At 66.5% G+C, this 17,281-nt stretch carries 19 protein-coding genes; 1 reads left to right on the forward strand and 18 read right to left on the reverse strand.

Features of this window, described 5'->3' with window-relative positions; genetic code table 11:
• Nucleotides 1-25 precede the first annotated feature (25 nt).
• The 4 genes from folA to QLG02_RS03380 all read right to left on the reverse strand — a co-directional run bounded on the left by folA (nucleotide 26) and on the right by QLG02_RS03380 (nucleotide 2,624).
• On the reverse strand, nucleotides 26-517 hold the full coding sequence (gene folA / locus QLG02_RS03365) for a type 3 dihydrofolate reductase (RefSeq protein WP_282464499.1): 492 nt from the start codon (nucleotides 515-517) through the stop codon (nucleotides 26-28).
• 24 nt (nucleotides 518-541) lie between these two features.
• Nucleotides 542-1,009, reverse strand: coding sequence for a threonine/serine exporter family protein (locus tag QLG02_RS03370; protein WP_011707143.1), 468 nt, complete (start codon nucleotides 1,007-1,009; stop codon nucleotides 542-544).
• Between the two features lie 240 nt (nucleotides 1,010-1,249).
• Complete coding sequence (locus QLG02_RS03375) at nucleotides 1,250-2,047, reverse strand: threonine/serine exporter family protein (RefSeq protein WP_011707144.1); 798 nt, start codon at nucleotides 2,045-2,047, stop codon at nucleotides 1,250-1,252.
• A gap of 235 nt (nucleotides 2,048-2,282) precedes the next feature.
• On the reverse strand, nucleotides 2,283-2,624 hold the full coding sequence (locus QLG02_RS03380; protein ID WP_282464538.1) for a DUF3135 domain-containing protein: 342 nt from the start codon (nucleotides 2,622-2,624) through the stop codon (nucleotides 2,283-2,285).
• A 398-nt stretch (nucleotides 2,625-3,022) separates the two neighbouring features.
• Here QLG02_RS03380 and mog point away from each other — a divergent pair, with 398 nt between their 5' ends.
• Nucleotides 3,023-3,553 carry a molybdopterin adenylyltransferase gene (mog, locus tag QLG02_RS03385; RefSeq protein ID WP_282464500.1) on the forward strand — a complete coding sequence of 177 codons (531 nt, stop codon included), beginning with the start codon at nucleotides 3,023-3,025 and terminating at the stop codon, nucleotides 3,551-3,553.
• 39 nt (nucleotides 3,554-3,592) lie between these two features.
• Here mog and QLG02_RS03390 read toward each other — a convergent pair whose 3' ends face one another.
• From QLG02_RS03390 to QLG02_RS03455, 14 genes are all read right to left on the reverse strand, one after another.
• Nucleotides 3,593-3,931 carry a DUF2541 family protein gene (locus QLG02_RS03390; protein ID WP_017409337.1) on the reverse strand — a complete coding sequence of 113 codons (339 nt, stop codon included), beginning with the start codon at nucleotides 3,929-3,931 and terminating at the stop codon, nucleotides 3,593-3,595.
• A gap of 164 nt (nucleotides 3,932-4,095) precedes the next feature.
• A complete protein-coding gene (locus QLG02_RS03395) occupies nucleotides 4,096-5,322 on the reverse strand; it encodes a beta-ketoacyl-ACP synthase (protein ID WP_282464501.1) in 1,227 nt (408 codons plus the stop codon).
• On the reverse strand, nucleotides 5,319-6,044 hold the full coding sequence (locus tag QLG02_RS03400) for a 3-ketoacyl-ACP reductase FabG2 (RefSeq protein ID WP_282464502.1): 726 nt from the start codon (nucleotides 6,042-6,044) through the stop codon (nucleotides 5,319-5,321). Before QLG02_RS03400 ends, QLG02_RS03395 begins: the two co-directional genes overlap by 4 nt.
• Nucleotides 6,045-6,053: 9 nt before the next feature.
• The gene (locus QLG02_RS03405; RefSeq protein ID WP_029304317.1) at nucleotides 6,054-6,515 is read right to left on the reverse strand and encodes a hotdog family protein; all 462 of its coding nucleotides are present in this window, start codon (nucleotides 6,513-6,515) and stop codon (nucleotides 6,054-6,056) included.
• Nucleotides 6,508-7,692 carry a beta-ketoacyl-[acyl-carrier-protein] synthase family protein gene (locus QLG02_RS03410; RefSeq protein ID WP_282464503.1) on the reverse strand — a complete coding sequence of 395 codons (1,185 nt, stop codon included), beginning with the start codon at nucleotides 7,690-7,692 and terminating at the stop codon, nucleotides 6,508-6,510. The genes QLG02_RS03405 and QLG02_RS03410 overlap by 8 nt, the downstream gene beginning before the upstream one ends.
• Nucleotides 7,689-8,246, reverse strand: coding sequence for a DUF3261 domain-containing protein (locus QLG02_RS03415; RefSeq protein WP_282464504.1), 558 nt, complete (start codon nucleotides 8,244-8,246; stop codon nucleotides 7,689-7,691). The genes QLG02_RS03410 and QLG02_RS03415 overlap by 4 nt, the downstream gene beginning before the upstream one ends.
• Nucleotides 8,243-10,603: an MMPL family transporter gene (locus QLG02_RS03420; RefSeq protein WP_282464505.1), complete on the reverse strand. Its 2,361-nt coding sequence runs from the start codon at nucleotides 10,601-10,603 to the stop codon at nucleotides 8,243-8,245. Before QLG02_RS03420 ends, QLG02_RS03415 begins: the two co-directional genes overlap by 4 nt.
• Before the next feature lie 50 nt (nucleotides 10,604-10,653).
• Nucleotides 10,654-11,268 carry an outer membrane lipoprotein carrier protein LolA gene (locus QLG02_RS03425; RefSeq protein ID WP_282464506.1) on the reverse strand — a complete coding sequence of 205 codons (615 nt, stop codon included), beginning with the start codon at nucleotides 11,266-11,268 and terminating at the stop codon, nucleotides 10,654-10,656.
• Nucleotides 11,265-11,690 (reverse strand): thioesterase family protein, encoded by a 426-nt coding sequence (locus QLG02_RS03430; protein ID WP_282464507.1) that lies wholly within the window; start codon nucleotides 11,688-11,690, stop codon nucleotides 11,265-11,267. The genes QLG02_RS03425 and QLG02_RS03430 overlap by 4 nt, the downstream gene beginning before the upstream one ends.
• 28 nt (nucleotides 11,691-11,718) lie before the next feature.
• Nucleotides 11,719-13,281: an aromatic amino acid ammonia-lyase gene (locus QLG02_RS03435; RefSeq protein ID WP_282464508.1), complete on the reverse strand. Its 1,563-nt coding sequence runs from the start codon at nucleotides 13,279-13,281 to the stop codon at nucleotides 11,719-11,721.
• Nucleotides 13,268-14,971: a glycosyltransferase family 2 protein gene (locus QLG02_RS03440; protein ID WP_282464509.1), complete on the reverse strand. Its 1,704-nt coding sequence runs from the start codon at nucleotides 14,969-14,971 to the stop codon at nucleotides 13,268-13,270. The genes QLG02_RS03435 and QLG02_RS03440 overlap by 14 nt, the downstream gene beginning before the upstream one ends.
• Nucleotides 14,968-15,339 (reverse strand): hydroxymyristoyl-ACP dehydratase, encoded by a 372-nt coding sequence (locus tag QLG02_RS03445; RefSeq protein WP_282464510.1) that lies wholly within the window; start codon nucleotides 15,337-15,339, stop codon nucleotides 14,968-14,970. The genes QLG02_RS03440 and QLG02_RS03445 overlap by 4 nt, the downstream gene beginning before the upstream one ends.
• Nucleotides 15,323-16,693 (reverse strand): AMP-binding protein, encoded by a 1,371-nt coding sequence (locus tag QLG02_RS03450; protein WP_282464511.1) that lies wholly within the window; start codon nucleotides 16,691-16,693, stop codon nucleotides 15,323-15,325. Before QLG02_RS03450 ends, QLG02_RS03445 begins: the two co-directional genes overlap by 17 nt.
• A complete protein-coding gene (locus QLG02_RS03455; protein WP_016351791.1) occupies nucleotides 16,690-17,277 on the reverse strand; it encodes a hypothetical protein in 588 nt (195 codons plus the stop codon). Before QLG02_RS03455 ends, QLG02_RS03450 begins: the two co-directional genes overlap by 4 nt.
• Nucleotides 17,278-17,281: the final 4 nt, after the last annotated feature.

The following is a 17,281-nucleotide window of genomic DNA, read 5'->3' on the forward strand; positions in this document are numbered from 1 at the left end:
TCTGCCAGAGCGGTAACGTCGCCCGTCAGCGCCGCTGCCAGGTCTCGAAACAATAGGGGTGGGGGTTCTTCTCGTCGGACTGATGTGACTCGCGCTCGATGCAGGACCAGTCGTTCTCGTCGAAGGCCGGGAAGCGGGTATCCCCCTCCACCGCCAGATCGATGCGGGTCAGATAGAGCCTGTCGGCCCGTGGCAGCAGCTGACCGTAGAGATGACCGCCCCCGATCACCATCAGCTCGGCCACGTCGCTGCCGGCCAGCAGCGCCAGCGCCGCGTCCACCGAGTCGATGACCTCCACGCCGTCGGCCCGGTAGTCGGGGTTGCGGCTGATCACCAGATTGCGGCGGCCAGGCAGCGGCCGGCCGATGGATTCAAAAGTCTTGCGCCCCATCAGCACCGGCTTGCCCAGGGTTACCCGCTTGAAGTGGGCCAGATCCGCCGGCAAGTGCCAGGGCATCTGGTTGTCCAGCCCTATCACCCGATCGTGGGCCATGGCGGCAATCATGGAAATCATCATGGGGTCAACCTCTCGAACCGTCGGTCAGATAATGGGGCGGTTACGGTACACGACCAGAGAGGGGATCGCCAAACCGAAACTCAGGGCCCCCACGATAAACAGCGCCTTGAGCCCGTTTTCCACCGCGCTCTGGATAAGCTCCATGGTCACTCCGGAGATATTGAGCTCCACCACCGCGATCATCGCCTTGAACGCGTAGCTACCCGGGATCATCGGGATGATGGAGGCAACGCTGAACACCGGGCGCGGCGCCAGCAGCCGGCGCGACCAGTAGACACAGACAAAGCCGACCGTGGTCGCCGCCGCCAGGGTGGCCCACTCGATGGGCATGCCCTGATGGATCAGCAGGGTGCGCAGGCTGTGAGCCAGCGCGCCGCCCATGGCGCAGTACTTCAACATCCGTGGCGGCACGTTGAACAGCATGGCAAACCCCACCGCCGGAATGGCCGACCAGAAGGCATCCTTGGCCAGCAGCCAGATAAAATCCATCATACCTTCCACCCCCAGATACCGGTCACCGACATGGCGAGAATGATCCCGATATGGTTCCGCGCGCTGATGGATAGGCGGTTTGCCCCGATCAACAGAGTCGATACAACGTCAAAGCTTTTCATACCTTCCACCCCCAGATGCCGGTCACCGACATGGCGAGAATAATCCCGATATGGTTCCGCACGCTGATGGATAGCCGGTTTGCCCCGATCAACAGAGTCGATACAACGTCAAAGCTCTTCATACCTTCCACCCCCAGATACCCGTCACCGACATGGCGAGAATAATCCCTATCGCCGCGCTGATGGTCAGCAGGGTCGCCGTGCCCCAGCGGGCCAGCCCCATGTTGAAGTAACCCTTCACCATGTCGGAGACCGCGTTGATGAGCGGAAAGCCCGGCACCAGCAGCAATACGCTGGCCGCCATGGCGAGATAGGGCTGCGCCCCCCAGTTGAAGAAGGTTGCGCTGGAGGCGAGCAGGGTGGCGATGAAACCGGTGGCGGCAAAGTTGATAAGCGGGCTGTGGTGGTGGCGGGCAATCAGCTGGCGCACCCGCATGGCGACCGAGGCCGAGAAGCAGGTCACCAGGAAGATGGGCCAGTCACCGCCAAACAGCAGGCTGAAAGCGCCGCAGGAGAGCCCCACCATGGGCACCACCAGCCAGGGGTGATAGTGAAACGGCACTATGGCATCGAGCCGTTGACGCACTTCCCGCGCGCCGATCAGCTCCTTCTCCGCCATGATGCAGATGCGCTGGATCTCGCACACCACCTGCATGTTGATGCCATGCTCACGCACTCGCCGGGTGGTGGTGACGCAACTGCCCTGATAGAGGCTGGTGAGCACGATGGCGCTGGAGGAGATGGCCATCTCGACGCTCTCCAGCCCGAGCGCCATGCCGAGCCGGACCGTGGTCTGCTCGATGATGCGACTCTCGGCGCCGAACTGGGCCAGCATCTGGCCCACCTTGACGATAATGCGGGTGATCTCCGTCTGCTGCTCCCGCGACAGCACCCGTCTTGGTGTGATACTTCTCATAATCCCTTCGAGTCGTAGCAAATTAAAAAAGTCTCGCCATATTAGCCTAACAATCGGCGCCATACATCTACACATATCACGCCAATAACCAAACTCAAATAAAATAAAAGACGACACAAAAATACATCAAATGGATTACAAATCACGCCAAACTATACAACGTTGGTCAGCCGGCCTCACCCGGCAACTGCGCAGAATAACGGGGATACATTTCAATAATTACTCTGGAATAATATTATTTTTTCTTGCGGTAATAATCGCTGAAATAGAAGACATTGTTCTCCTTATATTCCGGCAGTGGTTCAGCATAATCAGGATCATTGAGATGAACCATTTCACAGCGCATGGAATAAAAGGAGTCGTGCATCATGGCGGCAATCCGGATGCAGCTGTCCAGGTTGTTTTTGGCCAGCTGACGCTGACAGTCGATGCGAAATTGCAGGCCGCGCAGACGCATTTGCTGCTGCGGGCTGACCCGGTCGATCAGTCCTTCAATCTGCTGCTGCAGCAACTCGTCGAGCCGCTCGGGCTCCGCCACCGCCAACCGTTTCAAGGTATCAAAATCAGGCAACTCCATATGCCCTCCCGCGGCCAGCCGCTGCATGGTGATACTCAAACAACAACAATCGGTTCATATTTTCACCAATCGCATATGGAGTTATATAAGCCGAACCCCGCCGCGGTTCAATCTGCCGGGCCCGCTTTCCCCTCCTCTTGCGCCAAAAGATGACGGCGCGGCGGGACCTCAGGCGGGTTATTCGTTATGGATCAACCGATTATTCCTGAATATCGATGGCGGGTTCGTTTATACATTTTTGGCACGGCAATATGCCGATGTTATGTCTTATTGAAAGGAGGCTGCCAATATGGCTTGCCATTTGACGCTCGCCTTCGCGCCACCATCCGGCTGGTTTAACATATCTTGCTGATTATGTTATTTTATTTGCCACTTATAGCGGCAACCAAGAGCAGACCATGAGCAAGGCAAGAATCGGTATCGTCACCGTCAGCGATCGCGCCAGTGCAGGCATCTATGAAGACCTGTCCGGCAAAGCCATCATCGACACGCTGAACGCATATTTGACCTCGGCGTGGGAGCCCGTCTATCAGGTGATCCCCGATGAACAGGAGCAGATCGAAGCGACCCTGATCCGGCTGGCGGACCAGGAGCTGTGCAGCCTCATCGTCACCACCGGTGGCACCGGGCCGGCCAAGCGGGACGTCACCCCGGAGGCCACCGAGGCGGTGTGCGATCGCATGATGCCGGGCTTTGGCGAGCTGATGCGGGCCGAATCCCTCAAGTTCGTGCCGACCGCCATCCTGTCGCGCCAGACAGCCGGCCTGCGCGGCAGCTCGCTCATCGTCAACCTGCCGGGCAAACCCAAGTCGATCCGCGAGTGCCTGGATGCGGTCTTCCCCGCCATCCCCTACTGCATCGATCTGATGGAAGGCCCCTATCTCGAATGCGACGAGACCATCATCAAGCCGTTTCGTCCGAAGAAATAAGGGCTGACTGGACGGGGGATTTGAACCCCCGTCCAGCGTTTATTTGCGGCCGTACACCTTGACCCCGGCCTTGCTCCCTTCCGAATTGCCGTACACCTCGATCCGCTTGATGCAGAGCCGACTGCCAAGGGATTTCCACCCCGACTCCTGATCCTCTTTCAGATCCTTGTCGAAATAGAGGGTCTTGCTGCGATCGTTGCCATAAAACACCTTGACCCGCTCCAGGGTCAATTCCCGCCCTGCCTTGACCATGATGGATTTGGTCGGCCGGCAGGCGAGCATGGGAATGATGGCGGGGTGATCGCCAACCCCGAGCAGAATGGTCTTGCCCAGCCGAAATTCATCATCGGCCATGGCCGGGGCGGCCAGCGCCCACAACAAGCTGGATAACAGAACGCCCTGCAGGACACGCAGCCGCGCGGCGGCACAAGAAAAACCAGATAACAAAGACATGATGCCTCCCGAAAAAAACGGGGGGCATATTAATTCATCAAGGCTAAACCCAGCCTGTACCGGCGCCCTGCCTGGCAGGGCACCGACACTCAGGACCAGCGTTTGAAGATGAGGGAGGTGTTGATGCCGCCGAAGGCGAAGTTGTTGGACATCAGGTACTCCACCGCCAGCGTGCGGCCGCTGCCCACCACGTGATCGAGGGGGGCGCAGGCCGGGTCCGGCTCGGTCAGGTTGATGGTGGGGGCAAACCACCCCTCCTGCATCATCTCCAGCGCCAGCCAGGCCTCGATGGCGCCGCAGGCCCCCAGGGTGTGGCCGAAGTAGCTCTTGAGCGACGAAATTGGGGTGCGAGCGCCGAAGATGGCGGCGGTGGCGTGGCTCTCGGCGATGTCGCCGCGCTCGGTGGCGGTGCCGTGAGCGCTGATATAGCCGATCTCCTCAGGCTGGAGCCCGGCCTGGGCCAGCGCCATCTCCATGCAGAGCTGCATGGTCTCCTGCTGGGGCTGGGTCACGTGGGCCGCATCGCAGTTGGTGGCAAAGCCCACCAGCTCGGCGAGGATGGTGGCGCCGCGCGCCTGCGCATGCTCCAGCTCCTCCAGCACCAGGGTGCCGGCCCCCTCGCCTATCACCAGCCCGTCCCGCTGCCGGTCAAACGGACGCGGTGCCAGTTCGGGGTTGTCGTTCATCTGGCTGGTGGCAAACAGGGTATCGAACACCACGGCCTCCGACGGGCAGAGCTCCTCCGCCCCGCCGGCCACCATCAGGGTCTGGTAGCCGTGCTTGATCGCCTCATAGGCGTAGCCGATGCCCTGGCTGCCGGAGGTGCAGGCGCTGGAGGTGGGAATGACCCGCCCGCGCAGGCCGAAGAACAGCCCGGTGTTGACCGCCGCCGTGTGCGGCATCATCTGCACATAGGTGGTGGCCGTGATGCTGGCGGTGCTCTTGTCGTTGAGCATGACCCCGAAGGCGCGGATGGGGTCCGTGCTGCCGGTGGAGGAGCCGTAGGCGATGCCGGTGCGCCCGTCGGTGAGCGCCGGGTTGTCCAGCAGCCCCGCCTGCGCCAGCGCCAGCTCGCTGGCGACGGTTGCAAGCGCCGAGACCCGCCCCATGGCGCGGGTCTTCTTGCGCGGATAGTGGGCCGGCAGCGTGAAGTCCGGAATGGGGGCCGCCAGCCGGGTGTTGAGGCCGTCGTAGATGGCCCACTCCGGCATGTTCACCACGGCGTTGCGCCCCGCCTGCAGGCGGGCCCGCACGCTCGGCCAATCCTGCCCGAAGGCGGTCACCCCGGCCATGCCGGTCACCACGACCCGCTTCATACCATGCCTCCGTTGATGGAGATGACCTGGCGCGTGACATAGCCGGCGATGTCTGACATCAGGTAGGAGACCAGGCCGGCCACCTCGTCGGCCTGCCCCATCCGCTTGAGCGGGATCAGCTTCAGCGCCTCCGCCTTCACCTCTTCGTCCACCATGCCGGTGTCGATGAGGCCGGGGGCCACGCAGTTGACCGTGATCTTGCGCTTGGCGAGCTCGAGCGCCAGCGCCTTGGTGGCGCCCATGATGCCCGCCTTGGCGGCGCTGTAGTTGACCTGGCCCCGGTTGCCCATCAGCCCGGACACCGAGGAGATGGTCACGATGCGCCCACCCTGGCGCAGGCCGATCATCGGCATGATGCAGGGTTTGAGCAGATTGTAGAAGCCGTCCAGGTTGGTGTGCAGCACCCCGTCCCACTCCTCGTCGGTGAGGGCGGGGAAGGCGCCGTCACGGATGATGCCGGCGTTGCAGACCACGCCGTAATAGGCGCCGTGTTCGGCCATGTCGGCCTCCAGCTGCGCGCGGCAGCCCTGCCGATCGGCGATGTCGAACTGGAGCAGGCGCCCCTGCCCACCGGCCGCCTGCAGGCTGGCCAGAGTGGCTTCGGCCCCGGCCCGATCGCTGTGGTAGTGCACCACGATGGAAAAACCGTCGGCCGCCAGCTTGAGGGCGATGGCGCGGCCTATCCCCTTGCTGGCGCCCGTGACCAATACGCTAGAGATCATGAAGCTTCCTCAGGCTAACAAATCGGACAATTCGCCGGGGCTCGGCTGGTAGGTGGAGAGCCGCGCCTGGGCGCACTCCTCCCCCGCCAGCAGGATCCGGCAATCAAAACTGGCCATGCCGCCGTCTTGCAACAGGCAGCAAGCCTCGATGGTGAGCAGGCTGCCGGCTGCAAAGGCGGGGCGCAGGCAGCGGTACTTGCGACTGCCGAGCAGCATGCCGATGCGCACCGGCTCGCCGCGCAGACGCCCCTGCATGCCGGCCCAGGCGGCGATGGTCTGCGCCATCAGCTCGATGCCGACCCAGCCGGGCAAGTTGCCCTCGCCATCGAGCAGCAGGGCATGGCGGGCACCGATGCGGGTCTCGCAGCGCGCCTGCTGGGCATCCGCCGCGCAGAGCCGGTCCAGCAGCAGCATGGGGGCCTGGTGGGGCAGCAGGGTCTCGATGGCGGGCAGTGAACTTGGCTCATTCATGGTGCACGCTCCCAAGCAGCAGGCTGACATTGTTGCCACCGAAGGCAAAGGAGTTGGAGAGCACCCGGGGCGCCGCCAGCGGCACTTCACCGCTCACCAGCCGGATGGGCGCCAGCGCCGGATCCATCGTCGTCACCCGCTGGGGTGGCAGCGGCAGAGCGTGCTCCAGCAGCAGGCAGGCGAGCGCCGCCTCGATGGCCCCCGCCGCCCCCAGGGCATGACCGGTGAGCGGCTTGGTGGAGCTGCAGGGCACCTCGGCACCAAACAACCGATGCACCACCTGGCTCTCCATGGCGTCGTTGAGACGGGTGGCGGTGCCGTGCAGGTTGACGTAGCCCACCTGCGCCGGCGTCAGGCCCGCCTGGGCCAGCGCCATCTGCATCGCCGCCTCGGCGCCGATACCGTCTGGATGGGGTGCCGAGATATGCCAGGCATCGGACGATTCCCCCGCCCCCAGCAGCGCCAGCGGTGCAGGCGTGCGGCTCAGTAGAAACAGCGCCGCCCCCTCGCCAATGTTGATCCCCTGACGCGCCTCATCAAACGGCTGGCAGCGCGCACAGCTGAGGGACTCCAGGCTGTCAAAGCCGTTGAGAGTGAGCCCGCACAAACTGTCGGCACCGCCCACCAGCACGGCGTCCACCAGCCCGGCCGCCAGCAGCCGCTGGCCGCTGATGAAGGCGCGCGCGCTGGAGGAGCAGGCGGTGGAGATAGTCCAGGCCGGCCCGATCAGGCCGAGGTGGCGGGCCAGAAATTCCGACGGCGAGCCCAGCTCCTGCTGGCGATAGTCAAAGGCGGGCGGCACGGCCTCCCCGCGTCGGGCAGCCGCCACCGCCAGCTCCGCCTCGCCGATCCCGGCGGTGCTGGTGCCAAGCACCAGCCCCACCCGCGCAGGGCCATGGGCCGCCAACGCCTCGTCGAGGGCGGGCCGCACCTGGGCCAGCGCCGCCAGCAGCAGCTGGTTGTTGCGCGAAGCATAAGAAACCAGCTCCGCCGGAATGGCCGGCAACTCCCCCTCCACCCGCCCCACCGGGGTCAGGCGGCCATCCAGCAGCGGCGCCCGGTGGCGATCCAGCGGGCTCATGCCCGACTGCTGCCAGGCCAGCAGCGCCTCGGCGCTGGCATCGCGCCCGATTCCCAGCGCCGAGACGAGGCCATAGGCGGCGATATAACAGCTCATTGGCTCAGGGTCTCCAGTTGCAGGCGGTAGTGGAATACGTGCTGCTGCAGGCCGACCGGCTCGCGCACGCCGTCTGCGTCGCGGTAGCGGATTTCGGTCACCAAAGTGCCGTCGGGGGCCCGCAGCCGGCGCAGCGGCCCCTCGTCGCGCAGCGTCCAACCCGGTGGCAGCTGTGGCTGCCAGCTGGCGAGCGGCCAGTAGCAGAGCATCACGTCCGCCAGCACCTGGCTCACCGGCGGCATGCCGGTAGTGAGCAGCGGGCTGAGCTGGCGGGTGGAAATCCCCTGCTGGTCATAGCGCACCAGGAACAGCCGCACCCCGCTCGGGGTCAGCCCCACCAGGGTCAGCTGGCGGCCGTCGGCCTCCAGCACCGTCATCAGCTGGTGAGTGCTCTCCCCCACGCTGGCGGTCAGCAGCTGCTGGCGATAGAAGGGGGCTGCCAGCACGGGGGCCGGCAGCGTCATGACGGTCCCCTTGTCGAGATAGGCGGTGGGGGTCGGCAGGCTGCTGCAGCCTGCCAGCAAGAGAATGATAAAGGCGAACAGTGGTCTCATGGTTGCTCCTGCTCCCGGTGGCCCCGCACCGGCGGGGTGCATGCCGGCTTGTCCAATCCCTGTTTATCCAGCACCAGAGGCGACAACAGGAAGGCGGTAAAGATACCGCCGCTCAGCACCAGACCAAAGCCCGCGATGGCAGAGGTGTGGCTCAGCGCCAACAAACCGAACGAGAGCTGGGTGGTCAGGTTGGCCAGCAGGATGGCGAACATGGTCGAGCGCTGGCGCAGGGGATCCCCGCCGCTGTACGCAAAAAACAGGCTGTAGTCGATGCCGATGCCGAAGATGAGGCTCATGGCCAGCACCCCGAACAGGGTGAGCGGCTGGCCGCAGGCGGCCAGCAGGGCCAACCCCGACCCCAGCGAGAACCCGCTGATCAGCAGGATCCGCCCCCCCTTGCGCCAGCCGAAGCGGGCCCACAGCAGCCCCCCCACCAGGGTGATCGCCACCAGCAGCAGTTCGGTCAGCTTGACCCGGTAGTGGGCAAACAGCTGGCTCCACTGATTGCGCGGATCCTGCCAGAACACCCCCTCCTGCCCCTCGGCCAGGGCCGCCACGGCGGCCGCATCGGTCACGCCATTGACCGGCAGCCAGAGCGCCACCCGGCCATCGGCCATGGTATGCCACAGCAGCCGGCTGCCCTCGCTGACCGGGCTGGCCAGCCACTGCTGCGGGGTCAGAGGGTGCCAGGGGCGAGGCTCGGCCTTGACCGGCACCCCGGCCTGGTTGAGCCGCGACACCACCTCTGGCAACAGGCCCGTGAGGGCGGCGTGATCCGCCTGCTGCCGCGCCAGCGAGGGCAGCCACTGGGCCAATGACACGAAGCCCGTCAGCTGACCCTCTGCCTTGGCCTCGGCCAGTTTGCGGCTCATGGCTTCGAGCCGCTGCAACGCCGTTTCACCATCGGCCGCCGTCACCAGGAAGCCGGTCATGCCTCCCTGCTGGCCGGTGAGGCGCTGGATCTGCCGCTCCTGGGCCTGCAGCTCGACGGGCAGCGGTTGCAGGCGGGCGATGTCGTCGTCGACGGCCAGCCGGCTCAAGCCCGCCCCGATCAGGGCCAGCCAGAGCAGGGGCACACCCCAACGCAAGAGACGCCACTCGCGCCACCACCTGAGCCAGAGCGCCATCGGCACCAGCACGCGCGCCTCCCGCTGGGGCAGCTCCCCGAGCCAGAGCGGGTACAGGCAGAGCACGGTGATGAACGACGCCGTCAGCCCCACCAGGGCGCACAGGGCCATCTGCTGCAGGCCGGGGAAAGGGGCGAGCCAGAGCAGGCCATAGCCGACCAGGGTGGCGAACAGCGCCATCGACAGGCTGGGCAGCAGGCGGGCACGGGTCTGGTGCGGGCTCTCCTGCCGGCCATGCAGGCGCCGCTCGGTCAGGAAGTGGATCCCGTAATCTATGATGCCGACCAGGCTGGAGCTGATCACCAGGGTGAACATGTGCACCTCGCCAAACCACAGCAGCACCGCCAATACCCCCCAGGCGAGGCCGACGGCGATGGGCAGCAGGGAGATCCAGAGCACCCGCAACGAGCGAAATGCCAGCCACATCAGCAGCAAGACCCCGACCGTGGAGCCAAGCCCTATGGTGGAGATGTCCTGCTGGGCCAGCTCGCTGGCATGCTGGCTGTAGAAGAGGGTGCCACGGCGCAGCAGCTCCACGCCCGGAAACTCGGCCTTGAGGCGCTGCTCCGCCTCGTTGAGCCGGCTCAGCAGCTCGCTGTTGCGGGCAAGATCGAAGGCCGACAAGTCCAGCTCGGCGCGCAGCAGGTACCACTGCCGCCCGGCCTCGTCTCGGCTGATCAGCCAGCCGTGGTCGAGGCGCAGGGGGCTGGCCATCTGTCCCTGCACCGCGGCCCGGGTCAGCAGCAGGGGATCGGCCAGCCACTCGGTGCGAGAGACGCCGCCAAAGGGGCTGTAGATCTGGCCGAGCACCCACTGGCTCCAGACCTCTGGCCCTGCGGCCAGCCGCGCCCGGCTGCCCTCGTCGAGGCGCTGCCAGCCATAGTCATAGATGAAGCCTTGCCAGGCGGAGGCCAGCTCCGGCTGGGCGGCGCGCACCGCGCTGAGCTCGGGCAGGGACTGCAGGTTGTTTGCCCACACCTGCGCCGCGGCCAACCCATCCTGCCCCGCCGGCAGGCTCAGCATCCAGACAAGCTGCCTGTCGACCTGGCGCAACAAGCCCTCACGCAGGGCGGGATCCAGCGCGGAGCGCTCCTCGTGGGGCAGCAGGTCCATCAGGCTGGTGTTGATGCGGCTGTGGGAGAGTTGCCAGCCGAGCAGCGCCAGCGCCAGCGCGCTGAGCAGCAGCCAGAGCCAGGAGAGCCAGCGCCAGGTGGTTTCAGCTTGCAGCAAGAGGGGCACTCCTCGTCCCGGCGGGGACGCCGCGCTGGCGCGTCATCGTGCTAGTGGGCAGCAAAGCGGGCCTGCTCCTCGGGGGTCAGCGGCAGGGCGCGATCACGCCAGGCCGTGAAACGGATACGGGTGCTGTCGCCCTGCTTGTCGGCGATGAGCAGCTGCTCCAGCTGCCCCTGCCCGCTCAGGGTGAGGCTGGCAAACACCTTGTCGAGCGGTGCCAGGGTCGGCACCAGCACCAGCTGCCAGCCCGCCTCCGTGCTGTGAAAATCGATGCTGAAGTAGCGGCTCAGGGTCGCCTCGTCCGAGCCGAACAGCGCCAGCAGCATCTGGCTGAACTCCAGCAGCTGGGGGTTGTCGATGACGGTGGCGGGCTGGCCCGCCATCTGCTGCACCATGCGCGTCGGCGTCAGGACAAGGGTCAGCGGGAAGGGTTTCTGTTGCTGCCACCAGAGCCCCTGATCGCGCACCAGCAGCAGCTCGCCGGAAGCTTTGAGCGGCTGGCTCAACCCCGCCACCAGCTTCTCCTGCTCGAAGCTGGCCTGCTTGGCCTCGTTCAGGGCGAGCAACTGCTGCACCTCGGCCCGGCTCAGGGGCGCCGCCTGCAGCGGCCATGTCAGCAGCAGGAGCAGACCGGCCAGCAGCGGCCTTGTCAGCCGGCTCATTGGCTCACCCCCAGCTTGTCCAGCAGCACCTGGGGCGAGGCCAGGCACATTTCGCCGCTCGCCTTGCTGACCGCCACCTGGATGCTGTAACCCTTGCTGGTGCGGGTGCCGCTCGCGGCGTCGCTCAGCAGATAATCGATCTTCAGGCGGTTCTGGTACTCGGTCAGGGTGGCGCGCACCCGCACCCGCTGGCCGAAGCGCAGCGGCGCCAGGTACTTCATCCGGGTGTCGATGATGGGCCAGAGGTAGCCAGAGGCCTCCATCTGCGGGTAGTTGTAGTCGATGAGATCGAGCAGGGCGCAGCGGGCCAGCTCGATGTAGCGAAAGTAATGGCCGTGCCAGGCTACCGCCATCATGTCCACGTCGTGGAACGGGATGGTCACCTCGATCTCAGCACAGATCTGCCAGGGTTCATTCTGCATGGCTTGTCTCATCAATAGTGACCTTGTCTCAGTTCCGGTTCGGCCCATAGAGGGGATAGTGGCGCTGGCGAATGCGGGCGATCAGCGCCCTCAGCTCGGGCTCGAGCCCCCGATCTTCCAGCAGCGGGGCAAACTCGGCCCGCACCTGTGCGACCATGGCGGCCAGCGCCGTGCCAAGCGGGCGGGTGAAGGGGGTCGGCCGGGCCAGGCGCAGCTCCACACCCTGCACCGCCGCCAGCAGGCAGGCGGCCGCCACCTGTTCGGTCAGGGTCAGCACCCGCAGCGCATCGCGCGCCGCTATGGTGCCCATGCTCACCTTGTCCTGGTTGTGGCACTCGGTGGAGCGGGAGAAGACGCTGGCGGGCATGGTCTGCTTGAGCGCCTCCGCAGTCCAGGCCGAGACGCCGATCTGCACCGCCTTGAAGCCGTGGTTGATCATCTGCCGCCCCTCTGGCGCGCCGGAGAGGTTGCTCGGCAGACCGCCGTTGAACTTGCTGTCCACCAGCTGGGCCAGCTGGCGATCCAGCAGGTCGGCCAGGTTGGCGACGGCCGCCTTCATGCTGTCCATCGCCATGGCGATGTGGCCGCCGTAGAAGTGGCCGCCGTGCATCACGTGCTCCTCCTCGCCGTCGATCAGCGGGTTGTCGTTGGCGCTGTTGAGCTCGTTTTCGATGAGCTGGCGCCACCAGGGCAGGCTGTCGGCCACCACCCCGATGACGTGGGGGGCGCAGCGCAACGAGTATCTGTCCTGCAGCCGGTCGCTGTGGCGCGGCAGCTCGCCGGCCACCAGGTCCTCCCTCAGCCAGGCCGCGATGCCCTGCATGCCGGGGTGCGGCTTGGCGGCAAAGAGTCGCTCGTCGAAGTGGAAGGCGTTGCCCCCCATGGCGACGCTCACCAGGGCGGTGATCCGGGTCGCCAGCCGCATCAGGTAATCGGTACGGGCGTAGGCGAGGCAAGCCAGCGCCGTCATCACCGAGGTGCCGTTCATCAGCGCCAGCCCCTCTTTCGGCCGCAGGGTCAGGGGGGCGACCCCCAGCTCCCGATAGACCTCGGCGGCGGGGCGCAGCACACCATCATGATGGAGCTCACGCTCCCCCACCAGCACGGCGGCGACGTAGGAGAGCGGGGTGAGATCGCCGCTGGCGCCCACCGACCCCTCTTCGGGAATGCGCGGCACCAGATCCTGCTCCAGCAGCCAGCAGAGCCGCTCGAGCAAGGCCGGGCTGACCCCGGAGACCCCCTGCGCCAGCGAGCAGAGCCGGGTCGCCAGCACGGCGCGGGCGGCATCCAGTTCGAGATCCGCCCCCAGCCCGCAGCCGTGAAAGCGGGTCAGGTGCAGCGGCAGCTCGGCCACCAGCTCGGTCGGCACCGGCCGGGTCACCGAGTCGCCGTAGCCGGTGGTCACCCCGTAGATGACCCCCTCTTCGGCCAGCAGCCGGTCGAGAAAGTCGGCGCCCCGCTGGATGCGGGCCATGAAAGCCGGATCCGGATTCAGTGCGGGGGTGGCGCGCCCTTCGGCCAGCGCCACCACGTCCTCTATGGTCAGCGGCTTCGCGCCAAAGGTGACCCGTCTCATCTCACTCTTGTTCATCGGTCAGCTGCCAGAAATCAAAAAAGTTGAACCAGTCCAGCGGGGCCTGCAGGCAGTGATGCTGCAGGCGATCGGCATAGGCCTGCACCCGGGACGCAAGAATCTGTTGGCGCCCCTGCCGTGGCAGGGGTTGGCCATCGGCAAAGGGCTCGAAATGTACCCGAAAGCGCCCCTGCTCCTTGAGGCCGAACATCAGGTAGACCGGGCAGCCCAGCACGCTGCTGAGCACGAAGGGCCCGAGCGGAAAGGGCGCCGGCGCGCCGAGAAAGTCGGCCCAGATCACCCGCTTCTCCCGGGTCACCGAGGTGCGATCGCCGACGATCACCACCCACTCCCCTAGCTCCAGCTTCTCCTTGAGCAGGATGGCGGTATCAGCCCCCAGCTCCTGCACCTGGATGAGATTGAGGTGCGAATCCGGGTTGATCTGCTTGAGCAGGGCGTTGAAGCGGGCCGCGTGGCGGGTGAACACCAGCGCATTGATGCGCAGTCCCTGCTTGCGGCTGCCAAGGGCGCGGCACAGCTCCAGATCGCCGAGGTGGGAACCCAGCAGCAACACCCCCTGACCGCTGTTGATGGCCGCCTGGTAGTGCTCCGCCCCCACCAGTTCCACCTCTTGCTCGGTGATGTCGCCGCGCCAGCCTGCCAGCTTGTCGAGCGCCGCCTCGCCAAAGCGCAGGAAGTGGCGAAAGCTCGATCTCGGCTCAGGGGGCAGCGCCACACCGCTCGCATCGGCGAAGGACTCGAGGCGGGTCAGATAGGCTTGGGATGCCTGGCGCTGGGCCCGACCGGTCAGCCAGAAGTAGCCGATGACCGGGTAAAGCAGCAGGGAGAAGCCGCGCCGCCCCAGCAGGCGATAGCTGGTCAGCATGATCTGCATGCCGAGCAGGGATCCCCGCTCCGGGGTGCGCGACCAGTGGGTGCGCCGCTCGCGCCACAGCTGCGCCGCCCGGGCGCCGAGGCGGCGGGGCCAGTGGCAGAGGCGCAGCAGCTGATCCCACAGCAGGCGGCACACCAGCCGGGTGTGCATCCAGGAGATGTCGCGGTTGTCGCGCCAGAGCTGGAAGTGGGAGCTGCCATCGGCGGGATAGATGACCCGGGTCGGTACGAAACGCACCGCCACCCCGGCCCAGTAGAGGCGCACCATCACCTCGGTGTCGAAATCCATCCGCCGGCCGAGCGCCACCCGTTCAAGCAGTGCGCAGGTGGCCGCCAGCGGATAGACCCGAAAGCCGCACATGCTGTCCTTGATGGCGAACGACAGCGTCTCGATCCAGACCCAGACATGGGTGATGTAGCGGCCGTAGAGGCGCCCCCTTGGCACGGAATCATCGTAGAGCGGGCGGCCGGAGACCAGCGCCGCCGGGTGCTTGTCCGCCTCGGCCAGCAGGGCCGGAATGTCAGCCAGATCGTGCTGGCCGTCGGCATCCACCTGCAGGGCGTGGCTGAAGCCGAGTGCATGGGCGCGGCGCAGCCCCGTCATCACGGCGCCGCCCTTGCCCTGGTTGTGGGGGTGGCGCAGCAGGGTGACCCAGGGGTAACGCGCAGCCAGCGCAGCCAGCTCGGCGGCGGCGACCGGCTCGCTGCCATCGTCGATCAGCAGGCAGGGCAGCCCGTATTCGGCCAGCCGTGCCAGCACGGCGGCCAGTGGGCCGGCATGGTTGTAACAGGGGATCAGGATGCAGGGTGTCATGGGGCCAGCCGCACCCGGCCGCTGCTCGCCGGCTCATCGCCGAGCAGATAATGAAAGAGAAGCTGGCCCTTGTCCGCCTGCCACTGCAGGCGCAGGCTGCACTCGGCCCCGGGACGCAGGGGGCGCTGGAACTTGAGCTGATCCACCCCGTGAAATGGCTGCGCCAGCTTGAGCAGGCTGGCGGCATAGTGCATCACCCAGTGGATCTGGGTCACCCCGGGCAGCAGGGGTGCACCGGGGAAATGGCCTGCAAACCAGGGCAAATCGGGATCGAGTCGCAGTTGCAGGCGCACCCCGTCGGCCAGCGTCTCGCAGGCCAGCACGGTGGGCAAGGTGTTCGCTGGCAGAGAGTCAACCGAGAGGCTCATCGAACAGCTCCTTGAGTTGTGGCCAGGGGCGCTTGCCCTGGGCGTTGACGGGCATCTGTTCGACCCGGCGCACGCTGCGCGGCAGGGCGACCGGCTCAAGCCAGGGACGCAACTGCTGGCGCAGGGCCAGCAGGAAACGTCCGGGCCCGAGCTCAGCCCAGCGGGCGGCGCCCAATTCGCTCAGCACCAGCACGGCGCCGAGGATCTGGCGCTGGCCCTGCTGTAGCGGCAGCACGGCGGCCGCTTCCACCTCCTCCAGCGCCTGCAGGCGCGCCTCCACCTCGTCGAGGGAGATGCGCTTTTCTTCCAGCTTGACCACCCGATCCTGGCGGCCCAGCAGCTCGAAACCGCCCTCGTGCAAGGCGATGCGATCGGCGCAGGCCAGCCACTCCGCCGTCGGCAGGAAGGGGGAGCGCAGCAGCAGACCCTGCTCCGGGCCGACCCGCACCTCGACCCCGGGCAGCGTCGTCCAGGGGGTCTGTACCTGGTGGCGCTGGCGCCAGCCGATGCCGCCGGTCTCGCTGCTGCCGAAGATCTCTACCGGCAGCTGACCGAACAGCTGTCTGGCCTGCTGGGCATCGCCCGGTTGCAGGGGGCCGCCGGAGGAGACGATCAGCCGGCAGCCGGCGGCAGCAATGGCCGGGTCGAGCCGGCTCAGAAACGCTGGCGAGGCGATCAGGCACCAGGGGGCCGTTTGCAGCGCCAGCTGCTCCGGGTAGTCGATGCTGCGGCGATCAAAGGGGCGGCCGAGGCCAAGCGGCAACAGAATGCGAAACAGCAGGCCGTAGATGTGCTGGTGACTGACGCTGGCCAGCACCCGGGTATCGGCCAGCCGCTCGCCCCACAACGCCATCTGCACCCGCAACTCCGCCTCCAGCTGGGGCCAGGCCTTGGGGATCGCCTTGGGCTCGCCGGTGGAGCCGGAGCTGAACAGGGTGAGACTGAGGCGCTCGGGCGGCAGGGTTGCGCCGTCTGCCTCCCGCTCCTCATCCACCGCCAGCAGCGGCAGCCTGAGCTGCGCCGCCGTGAGCGCCGCCCCCGGCAGCTCGCCGTCGGTGAGCAGGCCGTCGAACTGGCTCTGCAGCGCCTGCAGACCGGTCAGCCGCTGATGACCCGGCAGGATGGCCCGGTGCCCGCCGAGGGCGCAGGCGAGCAACGCCTGGGCAAACAGCAGGCTGTCATCGAAACAGAGCGCCCAGCGCATGCCCGGCCGATCTGGGCCGGCCAGACGGGCCATGGCCCGCGCCAGCTGCAGGCTGCCAAGGCGCAGCTCGGCCAGGGTGACCTCGCCATCCGGGCCGAACGCCACCACGCGCTCGCCGTCCCGCTGCCAGATAGTTTGCAGCAGGGTCATGGGGCCAGCCTCTTGAGCAGGCGGCGGCGCACCAGATACTCAGCGCCCATCAGGCCGCCCATCAGGGCGTAGCTGATGAGGCCGTTGTAGAGGCTCCAGAGCGCCAGATCCCCGTGCCAGATGGTGAAGGCCGCCAGCGCGCCGTTGATGACGAAGAAACCGCACCAGACCTGGGTCACCCGCCGGGTATAACCGATGGCTGCCGGTGGCAAAGCGGGATCCTGCAGGCGGGCCAGTCGCTCCACCAGGCTCATGGGGCGGGTCAGGCTCCAGCCGAACAGGCAGAGCAGCGCCAGGCTCACCGCCAGCGGGTAGTAGAGCAGCCAGTGCCGGGCGCTGAACAGGGCCGACAGCAGGGTCAGCCCCAGCCCAATGCACGCCAGCAGGCGGCCCAGCCAGAGCCACTCCGGCAAGGGGCCGAGCCGGACCCGCCCCTTGAGCAGGCCAGGCAAGAGTCGCAGCGAGAAGATGAGCAGCAGGCCGAGCAGCAGCGGGGTCTGACCGGCGTGGGTCAGCCCCCAGTAGACCGCCAGCGGGTAGAGCAGCAGGGCACCACCGGCCAGCCAGGAGAGCCAGCGCATCATGGCA

The organism is Aeromonas sp. V90_14 (genome assembly GCF_029967615.1).
Taxonomy (GTDB): Bacteria; Pseudomonadota; Gammaproteobacteria; order Enterobacterales; family Aeromonadaceae; genus Aeromonas; species Aeromonas hydrophila.